Source organism: Bacillus cereus group sp. MYBK222-1 (genome assembly GCF_051916425.1).
GTDB lineage: Bacteria > Bacillota > Bacilli > Bacillales > Bacillaceae_G > Bacillus_A > Bacillus_A paranthracis.
In genome coordinates this window covers 1,573,001-1,590,703 of the sequence record NZ_JBQAGP010000001.1, presented here as the reverse complement: position 1 = coordinate 1,590,703, position 17,703 = coordinate 1,573,001, and the positions used below count along the sequence as shown (strand labels likewise).

Genomic DNA, 17,703 nt, shown 5'->3' with positions numbered 1-17,703 from the left:
CAACCTTATAAGTAATATCATAATCGTGAATAGTTAGGGAAAAGATAAAATAAGGTAATCAATTACATATCTTTTGTCCCATGCGATTCATTGCTATCTTCTTTTTATTGAATGGGATATTTTAGTATTTTTTGAAAGGGTGTTTGTAATGGATAAAAAAGTATCTGCCATTCCTCAGCCGAAAACATATGGACCGCTAGGGAATCTCCCATTAATCGATAAAGATAAACCGACTCTATCGTTTATTAAGCTGGCAGAAGAGTATGGTCCTATTTTTCAAATTCAAACTTTGAGTGATACCATCATTGTCGTTTCTGGACATGAACTGGTAGCGGAAGTTTGTGATGAAACAAGATTTGATAAAAGTATAGAGGGTGCTTTAGCAAAGGTTCGTGCCTTTGCTGGAGACGGATTATTTACAAGCGAGACTGACGAGCCTAACTGGAAAAAAGCTCATAATATTTTGATGCCTACATTCAGTCAACGGGCAATGAAAGATTATCATGCTATGATGGTCGATATTGCCGTGCAACTCGTTCAAAAATGGGCACGACTGAATCCGAATGAAAACGTAGATGTTCCAGGGGATATGACTCGCCTTACATTAGATACAATTGGTCTATGTGGTTTTAATTACCGATTCAATAGCTTTTATCGTGAGACCTCTCATCCTTTTATCACTAGCATGACCCGTGCTCTAGATGAGGCGATGCACCAATTGCAGCGGCTGGATATAGAAGATAAACTCATGTGGAGAACGAAACGTCAATTTCAGCATGATATTCAATCTATGTTTTCTTTAGTAGATAATATTATTGCTGAACGTAAAAGTAGTGGAAATCAGGAAGAAAATGATTTACTTTCCCGTATGTTACATGTGCAGGATCCGGAAACGGGTGAAAAATTAGATGATGAAAATATTCGTTTTCAAATTATCACTTTTTTAATAGCTGGGCATGAAACAACAAGTGGATTGTTATCTTTTGCAATCTATTTTTTATTAAAGAATCCGGATAAATTGAAAAAAGCCTATGAAGAAGTAGACCGTGTTTTGACAGATCCCACTCCAACATACCAACAAGTTATGAAGCTTAAGTATATACGGATGATTTTAAATGAATCACTACGTCTATGGCCGACTGCTCCAGCATTCAGTCTCTATGCAAAAGAAGATACAGTAATTGGTGGAAAATACCCAATTAAGAAAGGCGAAGATCGTATTTCTGTCCTTATTCCGCAGCTACATAGGGATAAAGATGCGTGGGGAGACAATGTGGAAGAATTCCAACCTGAACGATTTGAAGAGCTGGATAAGGTTCCTCATCATGCTTATAAACCATTTGGAAATGGTCAGCGAGCATGTATCGGTATGCAGTTTGCACTTCATGAGGCCACACTCGTAATGGGAATGCTTCTTCAACATTTTGAATTCATCGATTATGAAGACTATCAGCTGGACGTAAAACAAACATTAACGCTAAAGCCTGGTGATTTTAAAATTAGGATTGTACCTCGAAATGAAACTATTAGCCATAATACTGTTCTTGCGCCTACAGAGGAGAAACTGAAAAACGATGAAACCAAGCAGCAAGTTCAGAAAACTCCTTCTATTATTGGAGCCGATAATCTTTCGCTTCTTGTTCTGTATGGCTCGGATACAGGGGTAGCAGAGGGCATTGCAAGAGAACTAGCGGATACAGCTAGTTTAGAAGGTGTTCAAACGGAAGTGGCAGCTCTTAACGATCGAATTGGAAGTTTGCCGAAAGAAGGAGCGGTTCTTATTGTAACTTCTTCTTATAATGGAAAACCGCCAAGTAATGCAGGACAGTTTGTGCAATGGTTGGAGGAATTAAAACCAGATGAGCTAAAAGGTGTTCAATACGCAGTTTTTGGTTGTGGAGATCATAATTGGGCTAGTACTTATCAGCGAATTCCAAGATACATTGATGAGCAAATGGCTCAAAAAGGAGCAACAAGATTTTCTAAACGCGGAGAAGCAGATGCAAGTGGTGATTTCGAGGAACAGCTCGAGCAATGGAAACAAAGTATGTGGTCTGATGCGATGAAGGCATTTGGATTGGAACTTAACAAAAACATGGAGAAAGAACGCAGTACTTTGAGCCTACAATTTGTCAGCCGTCTTGGAGGATCTCCTCTTGCGCGAACATATGAAGCAGTTTATGCATCTATATTAGAAAATCGTGAACTTCAATCATCTAGCAGTGAAAGAAGCACGCGACATATTGAAATATCCTTGCCAGAAGGGGCTACATATAAAGAAGGAGACCACCTTGGGGTACTACCAATTAATAGTGAGAAAAATGTCAACCGAATTTTAAAACGCTTTGGATTAAACGGGAAGGATCAAGTCATATTAAGCGCAAGTGGGCGCAGTGTAAATCACATACCTTTAGACAGTCCTGTTCGTTTATTTGACCTTCTTAGTTATAGTGTCGAAGTGCAAGAAGCAGCCACTCGAGCACAAATACGAGAAATGGTGACATTCACAGTATGCCCTCCTCATAAAAAGGAATTGGAATCATTATTGGAAGAGGGAGTTTATCAAGAACAAATATTAAAGAAACGTATTTCAATGTTAGATCTTCTTGAAAAGTATGAGGCTTGTGAAATCCGATTTGAACGATTTTTAGAACTTCTTCCGGCGCTCAAACCGCGTTACTATTCTATCTCAAGTTCTCCACTCGTTGCCCAGGATCGTCTAAGCATTACGGTTGGTGTTGTAAATGCGCCTGCATGGAGCGGGGAAGGGACATATGAAGGAGTCGCTTCTAATTATTTAGCTCAGCGTCATAATAAAGATGAGATTATCTGTTTTATTCGAACGCCACAATCAAACTTTCAATTACCTGAAAATCCAGAAACACCAATTATCATGGTTGGACCAGGCACTGGAATTGCACCATTCCGTGGATTCTTACAAGCGCGTCGTGTTCAAAAGCAAAAAGGTATGAAGGTAGGAGAAGCACATCTATACTTTGGTTGTCGTCATCCTGAAAAGGATTATCTCTATCGTACAGAATTAGAAAATGATGAAAGAGAGGGATTAATCTCTTTACACACAGCTTTTTCTCGCTTAGAAGGACACCCTAAAACATATGTACAGCATGTAATAAAAGAAGATAGAATCCATTTAATTTCGTTATTAGATAATGGGGCCCATCTTTATATATGTGGTGATGGAAGTAAAATGGCTCCTGACGTAGAAGACACCCTTTGTCAAGCCTATCAAGAAATTCATGAAGTCAGTGAACAAGAAGCAAGGAATTGGTTGGATCGTTTGCAAGATGAAGGGCGATATGGAAAAGATGTTTGGGCTGGTATATGAATGTTTCTTAATTAAATAAGTAATATGTAACGAATGACCTTCTTTCGAATAAGTGAATAACTCATTTATAAAAATCCCGTATTTTCATTGAATGCGGGATTTTGTTTTTTTTAGTAAGTTGGACTGATACTGTAGAGAAATAGGTAATTCATTTGACAATTAAAATGACCTACTATAATATATATGCTATAGCATATAATTAATAAAATGAATACATTCACTGTGAATAATTGACTGGTATGCTATACTCTTTTATATATTAATTTATAGAGGTGATATATGAACTTACATGATTTAATAGGCTATCTTGTTCATCGTACTGATGTGAAAATGACGAATTATTTTACGAAGAAATTAAAGCCTTTTGGAGTTACGCCAGAGCAGTGGGGGATTATTAGTGTTCTTTGTAGCCAAAGGGCCACTACTCAAAAAGAGTTAGCAGAAGCAATTGATAAAGATCAAACTACTGTCGTAAGAATGATACAGTCAATGGAGAGAAAAGGGATTGTAAAGAAGGATTTGAATGAGCAAGATCGACGTTCACACAACCTGTTTTTAACTGAAAAAGGTGACGAGTTAAAGAAAACAATCTTGCCTGTAGTGACAGACGCTCACCATTTCGTTACGAGTAATTTGAGTGAGGAAGAAATTAAAGTATTACAATCATTATTAAACAAATTATATGATACACGCTATTAATACTTGTTCCTTATTGATGCTATGCTATTTATAAGGAACAAACTTTGTTTTATGTGTGCTATAACATGTAGTTTCGTTTAGAGGAATGGGAAGATAGCTTTATTTTGTATGATATCTGATTCAGGATCACTTTTTTACCTAGTACCAGTCAAATTTTTGTATTATATATGCTATAGCATGTAATTTTTATCCCTTTAAAATTGAAACAATTTCCCTATGGTCAATCTCAGGAAATAGGGTAAAGGTAGTGATTACTACCTGAACAATACCGAGTTTTCATCAAATAATAAGAAAGATGTGATTACTATTTTAATTTTCATCAATATTGTAAAAGTAGTGTTGTTTGTTTTCTTTTTAATGACAGGTACGAAAATTATATCTGGGAAAATGGCAGATGAGTTCAAGCGATTTGGTTTACCTTCGTTTTTTAATTTCTTAACCGGAGCTTTTGAGATTGTAGGAGCGATTGGAATGTTAATAGGAATTTGGATTCCAACAGTAGCTTTATTAGCAGGATTGTTGTTAGGCGGTACGATGCTTGCAGCTGCATTAACTCTTATTGTACTAGCGAGAGATCCCTTTAAGAAAGCAATACCTGCGCTTGTTTTGTTTGTTCTTAGTTTAGGGATAAGTTTGTATCATATTTTTTAAACATAACTTAAAACTGTTTGCGTTCAAATTGCTACCGTTTTGTGGGTATTTTATAAATAGTATGATTTTCAAATTAGTGGTGGAATAATAGCAATACGAATGTAAACAGTATCATCGTTAGAATCAAAAAAATTATAATTAGTAAAAGAAATGGGAAGAATTTTATATTAAAAATAGGAGTGAGTAAAGATGGCATATTTATTACAAGTTGATTTTCCGTTTGAAGGTCCTTTTGGTGAAGAAATGGAAAAAGGATTTTGGGATTTAGCAAACAGTATTAACGAAGAAGAAGGATTCCACTGGAAAATATGGACAGAGAATCAAGAAACAAAAGAAGCTGGAGGCATTTATGTATTTGAAGAAAAACAAGATGCTGAAAAATACGCTGAAATGCACAAGAACAGACTTGAAGCAGCTGGTGTTAAAGATATTAGAGTAAGAATTTTTAACATCAATGAAAAGTTAACGGAACTGAATCGTGGGTATACGAAATAATTTTGAAAGTCGGAGCAAGCGTAAAAGGAGGGGGATAATCCCCTTCCTTTTTTTATTTTTAAATTGATGGTGAGAGGACTTGCACAAAAAAATCCCTATATAAATAGGGATTCGTGTATCAGCATATAGTTCTTTGGAAAAGGATGTAACATATGAGAGTTCTTGAATTTGTGAAATTGATGTAAAAGTACTTTGAAAATTGTATTGAAATAATGATTTGTAAAAGGGTACGCCCCTTACTGGGAGGTAAGGGGCACAAGAAATGCAAATTTATTTTAATTTGCTAAAGTAATTGTAATGTATACTTGTTGCAAAATTATGAACAAAACTATTATTTAGTAACTAAGAATAATGTACCAATAAAGGTTAGTGCAGCAAAATAAATTGTGTTATGATGTGAGCAAGTATAAAGCTATGTAAAGGAGGGATTAACATGCCACATGTTGTGTTTCGTGGAATTACTACTGAACAATTAAAAAGCATAAGCAAGCCATTAGTAGAAGAGCTCGCACATATCTGTGAGTGTGGTACGGATAATTTTACCTTGGAACTACCAAGTTCTACGTTTGTATTCAATGGAGAAGAAATAGAAGCGTTTCCTCTTATAGAAGTGAAATGGTTTGAGCGTGGACAGGAAATTCGTGATCGATTTGCCAAGGCCATTACTACATATATAATGGATTTTGGACTTTCAGAAGTAGAGGTTGTATTTACGGTTTTCACAGAATCAGCGTATTATATTAACGGGAAGCATTGTGCAAGTTAGAACTATTTGAAAGATTTTTAAAACATTTATAAGAGGTATAATCACATTGCTATCAAGCTAAGTAAAGCAAATATCCAAAGACAAAAAATGAACTCAATTTTCATAGACAACTAACTTTGAAGAGATAAATTTTTAGTTTTTGGGGACATCAAAATAGTAGCTTGATGGGCATGTGGCGCTACCCATTAAAAAAGAAATAGGAGTGGATATCCTATTTCTTTTTATTAATATAATAAAATGTAACAACTAAATCCAAAGTAATGATAATAATTAGAAGTAACAAGTGCATAAGTGCATCAGTTTTTCCGTTTAGTAAAGAATTTACAAAGAAATCCCATTCTGTTTCATAGGGAGGTTCTACCCAATTTCGTTGCAGTCCTAACACCATTCCATTTATGAAATAGACAATGCTTAATAGAATCCTTCCAACAAATAAAGCAGCTACTTTTATATTCCACTTCTTTATCAGTATTATATAAAGAAGTGGAAATAGTATAAGTACCCAAAAAACGATAATAAAAACTGTATTCATCAGTTTCTACTCCTTATGTGGATCATAAAGTTATAATCCCGTTAATTGTGGGCTGACTAAAGCTTCGTTTTATCTCTCCGTCTCAAAAAACTCAATCCATTCCCCATCAGGACCCGCAAAGAATATGTAACGTGTTCCATCCGGTAATGTTTCGATTTCTTCTCCTAGTAAGAAGGTTACTGCATGTTTCTTTAGTCTTTCAATTTCATCCTCTAATGAATCCACTTTAAAGCAAATGTGATGTACTTTTCCTTCTGCCGGAAGGGAAGAGTTGTAGCCTTCAATTAATTCGAGTATCGTTTCTTTTGATTCTTCCACACCTAAAAAAGCGAGTTTTAAGTCTGGATTCGGGTGTCCCATTCTCTTAATGAGTTGTAAGCCAACTACTTCTTCATAAAATGCGATAGATGTTTCTAGGTTTGCAACCATAAGTCCAACGTGTTCGATTCTTCTAACTGGCATGTAGATTCCTTCTTTCTGAAAATTATATACAATATGTTATTGAAAATTGAGAAAATAAGCAAGATAAAAACCTTACAAATTTTAGCGTGTTATATGGTATAGTGAGAAAGTATGTTTGGGGAGAAGGAAGGAGATTATACGATGAATACACCTACTCAAACTCCTTCATTATCGGAAACGATGAAAGAGTGGCATTATGCATTAGCGTATGAAATTAAACATTGGAAAACGATAGGTGGTAGTAAAATTTCTATCATGAACGGTCGTTTTTTATATACAGATTATGAAAGCACAGTATACGTATTTCAGCTTATTTCGGAAGTAAGCTTGCCTGAAGGTTCACCGATTCGAATTGAGTTCGATGGTGAGGAAGCGACAGGGGAAGTATTATCTGTACATGGATTAGAAATAGAACTGAAATTAAATGATTATATACAAGGTGAAATACGAGAAGCTGTTTTATACAGTGAACCGTGGCAGCTTTTAGAGCAACTGCAAGAGAGGTTGAAGGAAGCGCGTAAAGATAAGCTGAAACGTAATCGTATAAAGCGTCTTGTTGATGGGACGAGTAGTCCGAAACATATGGAGAAGATGAAAAATCCGAAAAATGAATTGGCGTATCGCTCGTTTTATAATCCGACAACGTACGTATGGGGACCACCTGGAACAGGGAAGTCTTACAATTTATCACGTATTATTTCGGCTCATTATCAAAAAGGAAAGTCGGTACTTGTGTTAGCTCATAGTAATGCAGCAGTGGACGTATTAATGAGTGAAGTAACGAAACAAATTGAGAAGAAAAAGAAATGGACGCCTGGTGAAATTGTTCGTTACGGTTATAGTCAGCATGAACATATACGAAATCATGAAACGTTACTTGCGTCGAAGTTAGTTGAAACGACGAACGGATCTTGGGGAGAAGAAAGACTCTATTTAGAAGAGACACGACAAGAGCTTCGAGAAAAAATCTTATCGTATAAAGCAACATCTGCTGATAAGAAGCGTATACAAGAGATAGAAAGTGATCTTCGAAAGCAAAAAGCGAAAATTAAAGAAGTAGAAAAAGAATATATTGAAAATGCGAAAGTGATTGGTGCGACTTTATCGAAATGTGCTATTGATTCACTTATTTATGAGCGTACATTTGATTTAGTTGTCGTAGATGAAGTGAGTATGGCGTTTGTTCCGCAAATTGCATTAGCTGCTTCACTTGGAAAACGTATCGTCGTTTGTGGTGACTTTTTACAGTTACCTCCAATTGCGATGGCAAACCATGAACTCGTTCGCAAATGGCTTGGCGAAGATATGTTTTACCATGCCGGGATTGTGGAGTCTGTTAATAAATCAGAAGCACATCCGAACCTGTTTATGTTGCAGGAACAAAGACGTATGCATGCGGATATATCTAAGTTTACAAATTCATTTATTTATAAAAATAGAGTATACGACCATCCGTCTGTTTCAGAACGTAAAGAACTTGCGCAATTGCAGCCGTTCGCAAATGAAGCAAGTGTTTTATTTGATACGAGCCAAATGGGAGCTTTTTCGTTAAAAGATGCTGCTTCAGGATCTCGTTTTAACATTATGTCTGGTTTAGTAGCAATGCAAATGATGTTAATTGGACTGTTAGACGGTGTGCAATCCATTGGTGTTGTGACGCCTTACAGAGCACAGTCTCGCTTTTTATCGACGTGTATTAGAGAAATGTTACAGAGAACGAAATACCAAAACATACCTGTTTTAGCAGCGACAGTTCATAAGTTCCAAGGATCTGAAAGAGATATGATGATTTTTGATACAGTAGATAGTTATCCGCAAGAACGACCTGGCGTGTTATTCTTTGATCACAAAAACCATCGCCTCGTCAATGTAGCAGTGACAAGAGCGAGAGGAAAGTTCATTCAATTATCAGATTGCCACTATATGCGCAAAAATTTATCGAGAAAACAAGCGTTGTCACAATTAACAGCTCATATAGAACGTCACGGAGATGTGTATGATCGCACGACATCAAGACAATTGTGGGAACGAAAAATATCGAAACGATTACGCTGGTTTATGGAAATGAATCTTGAGGAAACGAAAGGGCTATTAAAAGATATTTTAGCAGCAAAACGAAAAATTATTATTTCGCTTCCAAGTACAAAACAAGTGGATAAGCGAGTATGGCAAGCGTTAATGCGTACAAATGCGCAAATAACGGTGTATAGTGATGGACCAGTTCCACTGAAAAATGTAAAGTTACAAAGACAAAATAAAGCTTTCCCGTTTATCGTAATTGATGATGAAATCTTCTGGGCAGGCGCACCGCTCACATCTCAAATGATATTTGAGGGGAGTACGGAATTTCCGTACGTATGTGCAAGACTGCAAGCACCTGAGACAATTGGTGTATTAAAAGGATTTTTAGATATTCGGTAAATTCGGATAGGAATTCCTTGACTTTTATTTGAAATGAACTTAGAATGAATGTAATTTAATATAATTTTATGAAAATTCTTATCACGAGAGGTGGAGGGACTGGCCCTATGATACCTCGGCAGCGGATTCGTTATGAATACTGTGCCAATTCCAGCAAGGTAACTTGAAAGATAAGAAAGAAGCTCATTTTGACTGTATATACAGAAGCCTCTTTCTATCTTTTAGAAAGAGGCTTTTTTACGTGAAAATAAAAGGAGGAAGAAAAATGGGAGCGACAGGAGTAGCGTCACAAAGAAAAACAATTGAAGAGAGTATCGAAAGAAATAAGGAAAAGTACATAGAAACAAGTCATGATATTCATGCGAATCCGGAGATCGGTAACCAAGAGTTTTATGCATCTAGAACGTTAAGTTTATTGCTAGGTAGTGCAGGATTTCAGTTACAGCACAATATAGCTGGACATGAAACGGGATTTATTGCGCGAAAAAGCTCTGGAAAACAAGGACCAGCAATCGCATTTTTAGCGGAGTACGACGCTTTACCAGGACTAGGTCATGCGTGTGGTCACAATTTAATTGGCACCATTAGCGTTGCAGCAGCAATTGCATTATCAGAAACGCTTGAAGAAATTGGCGGGGAAGTTGTCGTTTTCGGAACACCAGCTGAAGAAGGAGGACCGAACGGTAGCGCAAAATCGAGTTATGTAAAAGCGGGTTTATTTAAAAATATTGATGCGGCGCTTATGATTCATCCGAGCGGAAAAACAGCAACAACGAGTCCTTCACTAGCAGTCGATCCACTTGATTTTCATTTTTACGGAAAAACAGCTCATGCTGCAGCTTCACCTGAAGAAGGAATTAACGCATTAGATGCGGTGATTCAGCTGTACAACAGTATTAACGCACTTCGCCAACAACTTCCGTCAGACGTGAAAATTCATGGCGTTATTACAGAAGGCGGAAAAGCACCTAACATTATTCCTGACTACGCCGCAGCAAGATTCTTCATCCGTGCAGCAACGAGAAAAAGATGTGCGGAAGTAACAGAAAAAGTAAAAAATATCGCACAAGGGGCAGCACTAGCAACAGGCACAAAAGTAAAAATCCATCAATTCCAAAATGAAATCGATGAACTACTCGTAACAAAAACATATAACGACGTCGTAGCGGAAGAACTAGAATTGCTAGGGGAAGACGTAAATCGTAAAGAAAGATTTGGTATTGGTTCAACCGATGCAGGAAACGTTAGCCAAGTCGTACCGACAATCCACCCGTACATTAAAATTGGTCCGGATGATTTAATTGCACATACGAATGAATTTAGAGAAGCGGCACGTTCAGAATTAGGGGATAAAGCATTAATTACATCCGCAAAAGCATTAGCAAATACGGCGTATCGATTAATTACGGAAGAAGGGTTGTTAGAGAAGGTGAAGGAGGAGTTTAGAGAGGCGCAGAGAAATCAGGGATAGGTGATTGAAAGGAGTGGATGATCCACTCCTTTTTCTTTTTTGGAAAGCTGGTGCCTATCACTTTATTAGAACGACAATTTCTCCTCAAACTCACTCTTTAAAACAATTAAAGGAGACGATAAGCCGAATTGCATTAAAGAGTCTAAAAATGCAGCGAGAGAATCCATCGAATCGCTCATGACCTTCATCATATAATTAAATTCCCCGCTAATTCGATATAAATCAGTTACTTCAGGAGCGGCATTACAATATTGGATAAAATCAGAGCATTGGCTCGTTTTAAACATGATGAATGCTTGAATGTTTTTATTAATTTTAGAAGGCTCAAATTTCGTTCGGTAAGCCGCTATAACGCCTTGATCTTCAAGTTTATTCATACGCTCCTTTACAGCAGGTTGCGTCATGGATATAATTCGTCCTATTTCTGAAACAGAAATTCTTGCATTTTCATACAACAAGTTCATTATTTTATGGTCAATTTCATCTAGTTTTACTGCATTTTGCATTGTGTAGCCTCCTTATTTTATTTTTTAAAGTGAATCACAAACTATAACTATAATATCATAAGTGAACGAACTGAATTACCTATAAATCTATATTTAAAATAATTGGTTTTTACATAAAAATATAAGTATAGGTTTTTATCAAACGTAAATTTAGGAAGGATGGAAAAAATGAAGAATCTTGATGGGAAAGTAGCGTTAGTAACAGGGGCGAGTCGAGGAATTGGTCGCGCGATTGCGATGAGATTGGCAAACGACGGTGCATTAGTTGCGATTCACTACGGCCGAAATAAGTCAGCTGCAGATGAAACAATTTGTGAGATTGAATCTAATGGAGGAAAGGCGTTCTTAATTGAAGCAGATCTCAAATCAATTGATGGTGTCAAAAAGCTAGTAGAACAATTAAAGAATGAATTACAAATAAGAGTTGGTACATCAGAGGTTGATATTTTAGTAAACAATGCAGGGATAGGTACACAAGGGACGATTGAAAATACAACAGAAGAAGTTTTTGATGAAATTATGGCCGTAAATATGAAAGCACCATTCTTTTTAATTCAGCAAACATTACCGTTACTACGAGCAGAAGGGCGCATTATTAACATTTCATCAGCTGAAGTAAGACTTGGTTTTACAGGGTCCATTGCATACGGCTTAAGTAAAGGTGCATTAAATACGATGACACTGCCTCTAGCTAAACATCTTGGAGAAAGAGGGATAACTGTGAATACAATTATGCCTGGATATACGAAGACAGATATCAATGCGAAATTGCTAGATGATCCAGAAATACGAAATTTTGCTACGAATTCATCTGTGTTCGGTCGAATCGGGCAAGTTGAAGATATTGCAGATGCAGTAGCATTTCTTGCTTCTTCTGATAGCCGCTGGGTAACGGGGCAGATTATAGATGTTTCTGGTGGGTTTTGTTTGTAGGGGCACTACTCCATACCTATTAAGCTAATACTTTCATATCTCCTAAATTAAAATTTTCTTTCTCTACAGATAGTTATTCTGAGAAGTCGTTCATTTATTTGTTTTGGGGCAGTTCAACTTTATTCAAAATAAGATTTTTTTGCAGTAAAATCAATGGTAGTGGAACTTTTTTAATCAAAATTTTTTAAAAATTAACATAAATACTTGCAATATTTAAATTAGTACTATATAGTTCTAGTTATGACAAAGGTAAAATTAATGAATCAAAAACGTGTGATTGAAGTAGCTGCAACATTATTTTTAGAAAAAGGGTTTGCTTATACAAGTATGGATGAATTGGTACGTGTAAGCAAAGTTTCAAAGTCTAATGTGTATTATCACTTTTCTAATAAGGAAGTATTATTAGAAGCGGTCGTTGATTATTGGATTGAAATGTATCAATCTGCAATTGATGACGTAATTTCTCAGAACCAATTTTTAGTTGAAGATCGTATCCAACTGTTTTTAAAGCAATTATCACAAGGAGTTCAATCGAGAGAGTATAAGGGGAGCTGTCCATTTATTACTCTTTATATTCAAAGTCCTACACAGGCCACGCAAATAAAAGAAAAAATAGGTCTTTTTTTTACAGGATTACAAAAGAAAATGTCTCTATTACTTAAACAAGGGATAGAGAATGGAGAATTCAGAAATACGATTCATATTGATGAGGTTGCATCACTTTTTATTACAAATCTTGAAGGAGCGTTATTTATTTCAGAAACGTTGAAGGATGCAACTGTAATCACGAAAACAGCAGATCATTTTTTAAAATTGCTTCGATAAAAGAAGCATTTTTTTTACATCAGATTAGTACTAAGTAGTACTAAAAAGGAGATCTTATATGAGAACAGTATTTTTAACTGGTGGAACAGGCTTTATTGGAAAGCAATTAGTGAAAGAATTAGCCAAAGAGGATGTCAAAATTCTTCTTTTAGTAAGGTCGAAAAGTAAAGCAATACGCATTTTTCAAGAAAGAGACATCTTAAAAAAGGAAGTTATGCACTTTATTGAAGGTGATTTGACGAAAATAGATTTAGGTCTAAGTGCTGAAGATAAGGAGAAGGCATTGAAAACGGATGTGATTATTCACGCAGGAGGCCCCATGGATATTCAAGCGACAAGTAAAGAGGCAGCTTCCATATTTTTAAATGGCGCCAAACATATTAGTGAATTAGCTAAAAGTATTCATCAATTGAAGGGCTTGCAACAATTTATTCATGTTGTAGGTTATATGAGTCCCTTTGATGATAAAAATAGTAGGATTGCAATTGATGTGTTTCAAGAAGGAAACAATTATTTGAAAATAAAAAACCCATATGAGAGAACAAAATTTTTAGCAGATCTTTATATCCGTCAGCAGGCATCAGCAGTAGGTTATCCGCTTTCTGTAATTAATCCGCCAACTGTAGTCGGTAGTAGTAAAACAGGGAGTACAGAGCAGATAGCAGGATTAGGTTTGCTTGTGATGAGTATGCGAAGAGGGCTCATGCCAGTGATTCCTGGAGGTAAGGGATATAGGTTACCACTTATTTCAAACGATGAGCTTGCGAAGTTTATTGTGCAGGTTTTCAGATTGGAGCAACCGACTATTCAAACATATACACTTGTTGAAGACAAACAGCACGATCAAAACATTGCTGAATTATTAAGTATTATGTCGGAAAGTATGAATATGAGGGCACCAAAAATCTCTGTTCCAATGCCATTTATGAAAGCAATTATGAATAGTGGAGGAAGTAAAATAACAAAAATTCCTTCTGATGGACTGAATTTTATTACAAAACAAAAATTTTCAAATGTTTCAGCGAAAAAAATTATGGGAGGAGATTGGTTTAAGAAGACGAGTGTAATGAAATTTTTCCCTGCCGTAGTAGCTGATCTGGATTATCGAATGATGTATCAAAATGGCCGGCATAATCATTTATTTAAACGAACATTATGCGATAACACTACCCTTTACCAATTACAAGGAAAGGGTAAACCGTTTATTTTATTACATGGTTTATTGAGTGATGGAGAGGATTTATTTCCTTTAGCACAAGAGCTTCATGAAAAAACTGGTCAACCTGTATGGATTTTGGATCTTCCAGGTTTGGGACGTTCTCCTTTTAAACGAGAGAAAAATCTTCTAGATATCTATTTGAATGTAATGAAAAAGTTATTGGAGAAAGCTACGAATGGTGCACATCTAATTGGACATTCATTCGGTGCGTTTCTTCTTCTGGAAGCATTGGTACAAGAGTACATAGATAAGAAGTATGCAATCACTTTACTTCAGCCACCTGTTGCTAAAAAAAATGCTAAATCGCTAAATGTTCCTCAATTTATGAACAAATGGACATTAAAATTAGCAACTACTAATTTGATAGGGCGTTATTTATTAAGTAATGGTTTGTTTGAAAGTACGGAGAGCATCCCTGAACATTATATTGAAAAAATAAGTAAAAGTTTTACTTCTCCTAGAATTTTAAATACTACGGTTCAGCTTAACAGTTTACTACTGAAAAACGATCAAGGTGATTCCAATGAAGTAACAAAGTATAATCTTCACATTATTTGGGGGGATTATGACAGAGCCTATTCTGCTCCATCGCATCTTGGTAAGGTTGATTTTGTTCCATATGGCCATCATTTTCCTCTTAGCCATCCGAGTGAAACGGCAACATTAGTAATAAAAAATAGTAATACTAGTAGATGAGAGTGTGGGATAAATAAAAAGTGTGTAGTAAGATCGTTGTGTCTTTGAAATAAAATCGTACTGTTTTGGGGTCCTACCCCATCGCTATCAAGCTATGAAAAGCAAATATCCCAAAATGAAAAAAATGACCTGAATTCTTATGAGTAACAGTAGAGATATAAAATTTTTCATTAATTAAAAACCAAGGAAAACTCGACAAAATGATTGGATTTACCTTGGTTTTTTGTGAGTGACTCAAAAAAGAACGAATTCTTGTCTTGCCCTATCAAATTTGATATCATTTATGTAAAATAATGTGAAACATTAAAATGAAATATCGAAGTTTTTAAGATTTTTTGAGCCATGACATAATGTATGGTTCATATGAAGCCCAATCATGCATAGATATTTCCATTTTTAATCCTTCTTTCAATACTTCGTTATATCCATATACCCATTCTGATAAGCCTTCTTTCATATGATTTTCCACCATTTCCATAGTATTTTCAGATAAAAACATTTTTTGTATTAAGTGTGCAACTATGAAAAGGGGAAGGTTAAAGAATTTAGACGGAAATATTTTATTTGTGGGTACACCATAAGCTTTACATACATTGATTCCTTCTCTAAAAGCTAAAACCATTTTTTTTACGCTTTTATAATCGTTTGCAAATTTTAAATATGAACCGGCTTCAAGAACCGCTCCTGCTGTAATAGATTGTTGTAAATAATGAACTTTTAACCAATCAAATATGTTTTTATCAAACTTGGTTTTAATATTAACTCTTTTTAGCGATTCCTCCATATTATTTATACTTCCTTTAGTTGAACCACCTAATCTGGTTGCTTCATCAAAGATAATTATTTCTGTTTTATTAGATTTACGTCCTCCACCTATAGAAGATGGAAATGCTATAATATATTCTTCATCACTAAAGTAATCTTCCAAGTCTTCTTTTATATTCCAATTATTTTGCATGAAAGCAAAGTAATTAGTGTTTTCTTTTAAAGAATTAAGTTGTGGGAGTATGTTACGTAATTGATACCGATTAACAGCTACTAAAATACCATCATATTTATTAGTTATTTCTGTTATACAATTTACAGAAATATTTTTCTCGCTGTACGTTGTTTCTTTTACACGCAGATCTTTTACATACAGTTTCCTTTTTTGAAATTCCTTTTTTTTATCTTCGTTTCTCACATAAACGTCTACTTCATGCTGGTGTGATAACAACCAAGCATAGGCTGTACCTATTGTTCCTGCTCCATAAATCAAATATCTCATGTCTCAACACTCCTAAAAAAATAATCATATACAATATTTTACAATAATACGTATTACAATAATACATATTACGATAAAAAAGACCCTTTAAAACCCGATCTTATTATAGGAGTACAGCCATATCGCTCTTAAGCTAATAAAAAGAAATACTCTTAAAATGAATAAAAGACGTTATTCTTTCCTATAATTCTACAGAAAGGATAACGTCTTTTTTGTTTTATAGATAGTGCAAAATCTTAGTTCCTCTTATATAATCATTAAACTCGGAAGTCAATAGAGCTACTAGTTTAATTAGATTATATGTTCTTCCCATAAAAAATCTTTAAAATGGTTTTATAATCTGGAATTTGTAACTTTAAGTATTGATTTATAAAGTTTTCGTTATCATATGGTACTTTTTTCAATTCAACAGAGAATTGCCCAGCATCAAAATTAACAATACCGTGTTGAGCGAAATGGTTCATGGTTACATCCTAGTGAGCCATGATGTAAAAAAGTTTTGTCCATTGTTTGAAAAAACTCAACAGGATTTATTCTGATGAGTTTTTTTGTTTATATAATTTATCAATAATTATTCTTTTTTCTCCGGCTGATAGGAAAGAATAACGACACCTGAACTGGTCGTTCTTGTTTCTATAAGTTTTAATGCTTTTGTATTGCTCTGGTCTTTAAAGAGACGCTTTCCGCTTCCTACGATAACGGGATTGACTATAAAGTGATATTCATCAATGAGGTCATGTTGCATTAATGTTTGTGTAAGATCACCACTGCCATAGATTAAAAGGTTCTGACCGGGCTGTTCCTTCAGTTTCGATATTTCTTCTATAACATTATCCTTGATAAGATTTGCATTCCATTCGGTTTTTTCTAAAGTTGTTGAAGCAACAAATTTAGGAATGCTGTTCATCTTATCAGCAAAACCTTCTTCATCAGTCATAGAAGGCCAGGCAGCTGCAAAACCTTGATAGGTTACTCGCCCTAGTAGAAGAGCTTCACTTTCAAACAGTAAATTGGATTGAAACTTTGCTACTTCTTCATTGAAGTATGGAGCAGTCCAAGCTGGTTCCTCCATGACACCATCTAGTGAGAGGTACATCGATACAATTATTTTTCCCATTTTGTTCTCCTTTAGTTTTAAATTGAGATGTTTACATATTGGTAAAACAATTATTAATTCTCCAGCTAGAGAAAATTTACCTTTTTAATAGTTTCGACAAAATGTATTTATGTATGTTTTGGAATAAACTAATATATATTCATAACTTTGAAATATTGTATAACTTCTATTTTTTATGCATTATTGATTAGCATTGCTTATTGTGCTAACGAATCAGGATAGTGTGGCGACCGACTAAATAGTTGCTTATCCTCAATTATTAGAAGGGAAGTTTTATTATTTCGCGAATTGATTAGA

At 35.2% G+C, this 17,703-nt stretch carries 16 protein-coding genes and 1 riboswitch; of the genes, 10 read left to right on the top strand and 6 right to left on the bottom strand.

Annotated features, from left to right (window positions below):
* The first annotated feature begins 148 nt into the window (after window positions 1-148).
* The 5 genes from cypD (at window position 149) to ACTFR9_RS08165 (ending at window position 5,957) form a co-directional block, all read left to right on the top strand.
* On the top strand, window positions 149-3,346 hold the full coding sequence (gene cypD, locus ACTFR9_RS08185; protein WP_229136731.1) for a bifunctional P-450/NADPH--P450 reductase: 3,198 nt from the start codon (window positions 149-151) through the stop codon (window positions 3,344-3,346).
* A gap of 279 nt (window positions 3,347-3,625) precedes the next feature.
* The gene (locus tag ACTFR9_RS08180; protein WP_001048555.1) at window positions 3,626-4,045 is read left to right on the top strand and encodes a MarR family winged helix-turn-helix transcriptional regulator; all 420 of its coding nucleotides are present in this window, start codon (window positions 3,626-3,628) and stop codon (window positions 4,043-4,045) included.
* A 300-nt stretch (window positions 4,046-4,345) separates the two neighbouring features.
* Window positions 4,346-4,696: a DoxX family protein gene (locus tag ACTFR9_RS08175; RefSeq protein ID WP_033674172.1), complete on the top strand. Its 351-nt coding sequence runs from the start codon at window positions 4,346-4,348 to the stop codon at window positions 4,694-4,696.
* Between the two features lie 189 nt (window positions 4,697-4,885).
* Window positions 4,886-5,191, top strand: a complete 306-nt coding sequence (locus tag ACTFR9_RS08170; RefSeq protein ID WP_000323772.1) for a monooxygenase — start codon at window positions 4,886-4,888, stop codon at window positions 5,189-5,191.
* A gap of 433 nt (window positions 5,192-5,624) precedes the next feature.
* On the top strand, window positions 5,625-5,957 hold the full coding sequence (locus tag ACTFR9_RS08165) for a DUF1904 family protein (RefSeq protein WP_001120977.1): 333 nt from the start codon (window positions 5,625-5,627) through the stop codon (window positions 5,955-5,957).
* A 211-nt stretch (window positions 5,958-6,168) separates the two neighbouring features.
* On the opposite strand, the gene ACTFR9_RS08160 is transcribed toward ACTFR9_RS08165, so the two are convergent.
* Both ACTFR9_RS08160 and ACTFR9_RS08155 read right to left on the bottom strand, forming a co-directional pair.
* Window positions 6,169-6,489, bottom strand: a complete 321-nt coding sequence (locus ACTFR9_RS08160) for a hypothetical protein (RefSeq protein ID WP_001098763.1) — start codon at window positions 6,487-6,489, stop codon at window positions 6,169-6,171.
* Window positions 6,490-6,558: 69 nt separating this feature from the next.
* On the bottom strand, window positions 6,559-6,951 hold the full coding sequence (locus ACTFR9_RS08155; protein ID WP_001145273.1) for a VOC family protein: 393 nt from the start codon (window positions 6,949-6,951) through the stop codon (window positions 6,559-6,561).
* Window positions 6,952-7,062: 111 nt separating this feature from the next.
* On the opposite strand from ACTFR9_RS08155, the gene ACTFR9_RS08150 reads away from it, so the two are divergent.
* Window positions 7,063-9,372: an AAA domain-containing protein gene (locus tag ACTFR9_RS08150; RefSeq protein WP_140385381.1), complete on the top strand. Its 2,310-nt coding sequence runs from the start codon at window positions 7,063-7,065 to the stop codon at window positions 9,370-9,372.
* A 75-nt stretch (window positions 9,373-9,447) separates the two neighbouring features.
* Window positions 9,448-9,549: riboswitch (SAM riboswitch) on the top strand.
* Window positions 9,550-9,637: 88 nt separating this feature from the next.
* The gene (locus ACTFR9_RS08145; protein WP_000501354.1) at window positions 9,638-10,843 is read left to right on the top strand and encodes a M20 family metallopeptidase; all 1,206 of its coding nucleotides are present in this window, start codon (window positions 9,638-9,640) and stop codon (window positions 10,841-10,843) included.
* A gap of 65 nt (window positions 10,844-10,908) precedes the next feature.
* Here the strand turns inward: ACTFR9_RS08145 and ACTFR9_RS08140 are convergent, their stop codons facing one another.
* Window positions 10,909-11,349, bottom strand: a complete 441-nt coding sequence (locus tag ACTFR9_RS08140; RefSeq protein WP_001178573.1) for an Lrp/AsnC family transcriptional regulator — start codon at window positions 11,347-11,349, stop codon at window positions 10,909-10,911.
* 168 nt (window positions 11,350-11,517) lie between these two features.
* Here ACTFR9_RS08140 and ACTFR9_RS08135 point away from each other — a divergent pair, with 168 nt between their 5' ends.
* The 3 genes from ACTFR9_RS08135 to ACTFR9_RS08125 all read left to right on the top strand — a co-directional run bounded on the left by ACTFR9_RS08135 (window position 11,518) and on the right by ACTFR9_RS08125 (window position 15,022).
* Window positions 11,518-12,282 carry an SDR family oxidoreductase gene (locus ACTFR9_RS08135; protein WP_229136730.1) on the top strand — a complete coding sequence of 255 codons (765 nt, stop codon included), beginning with the start codon at window positions 11,518-11,520 and terminating at the stop codon, window positions 12,280-12,282.
* Window positions 12,283-12,540: 258 nt separating this feature from the next.
* A complete protein-coding gene (locus ACTFR9_RS08130; RefSeq protein ID WP_229136729.1) occupies window positions 12,541-13,107 on the top strand; it encodes a TetR/AcrR family transcriptional regulator in 567 nt (188 codons plus the stop codon).
* 58 nt (window positions 13,108-13,165) lie between these two features.
* Window positions 13,166-15,022: an alpha/beta fold hydrolase gene (locus tag ACTFR9_RS08125; protein WP_229136728.1), complete on the top strand. Its 1,857-nt coding sequence runs from the start codon at window positions 13,166-13,168 to the stop codon at window positions 15,020-15,022.
* 325 nt (window positions 15,023-15,347) lie between these two features.
* Here ACTFR9_RS08125 and ACTFR9_RS08120 read toward each other — a convergent pair whose 3' ends face one another.
* From ACTFR9_RS08120 to ACTFR9_RS08110, 3 genes are all read right to left on the bottom strand, one after another.
* Window positions 15,348-16,289 (bottom strand): ketopantoate reductase family protein, encoded by a 942-nt coding sequence (locus ACTFR9_RS08120; RefSeq protein WP_229136727.1) that lies wholly within the window; start codon window positions 16,287-16,289, stop codon window positions 15,348-15,350.
* Window positions 16,290-16,585: 296 nt separating this feature from the next.
* The gene (locus ACTFR9_RS08115) at window positions 16,586-16,753 is read right to left on the bottom strand and encodes a hypothetical protein (RefSeq protein WP_001015238.1); all 168 of its coding nucleotides are present in this window, start codon (window positions 16,751-16,753) and stop codon (window positions 16,586-16,588) included.
* Window positions 16,754-16,860: 107 nt separating this feature from the next.
* Window positions 16,861-17,406 (bottom strand): dihydrofolate reductase family protein, encoded by a 546-nt coding sequence (locus ACTFR9_RS08110; protein ID WP_046199563.1) that lies wholly within the window; start codon window positions 17,404-17,406, stop codon window positions 16,861-16,863.
* Window positions 17,407-17,703: the final 297 nt, after the last annotated feature.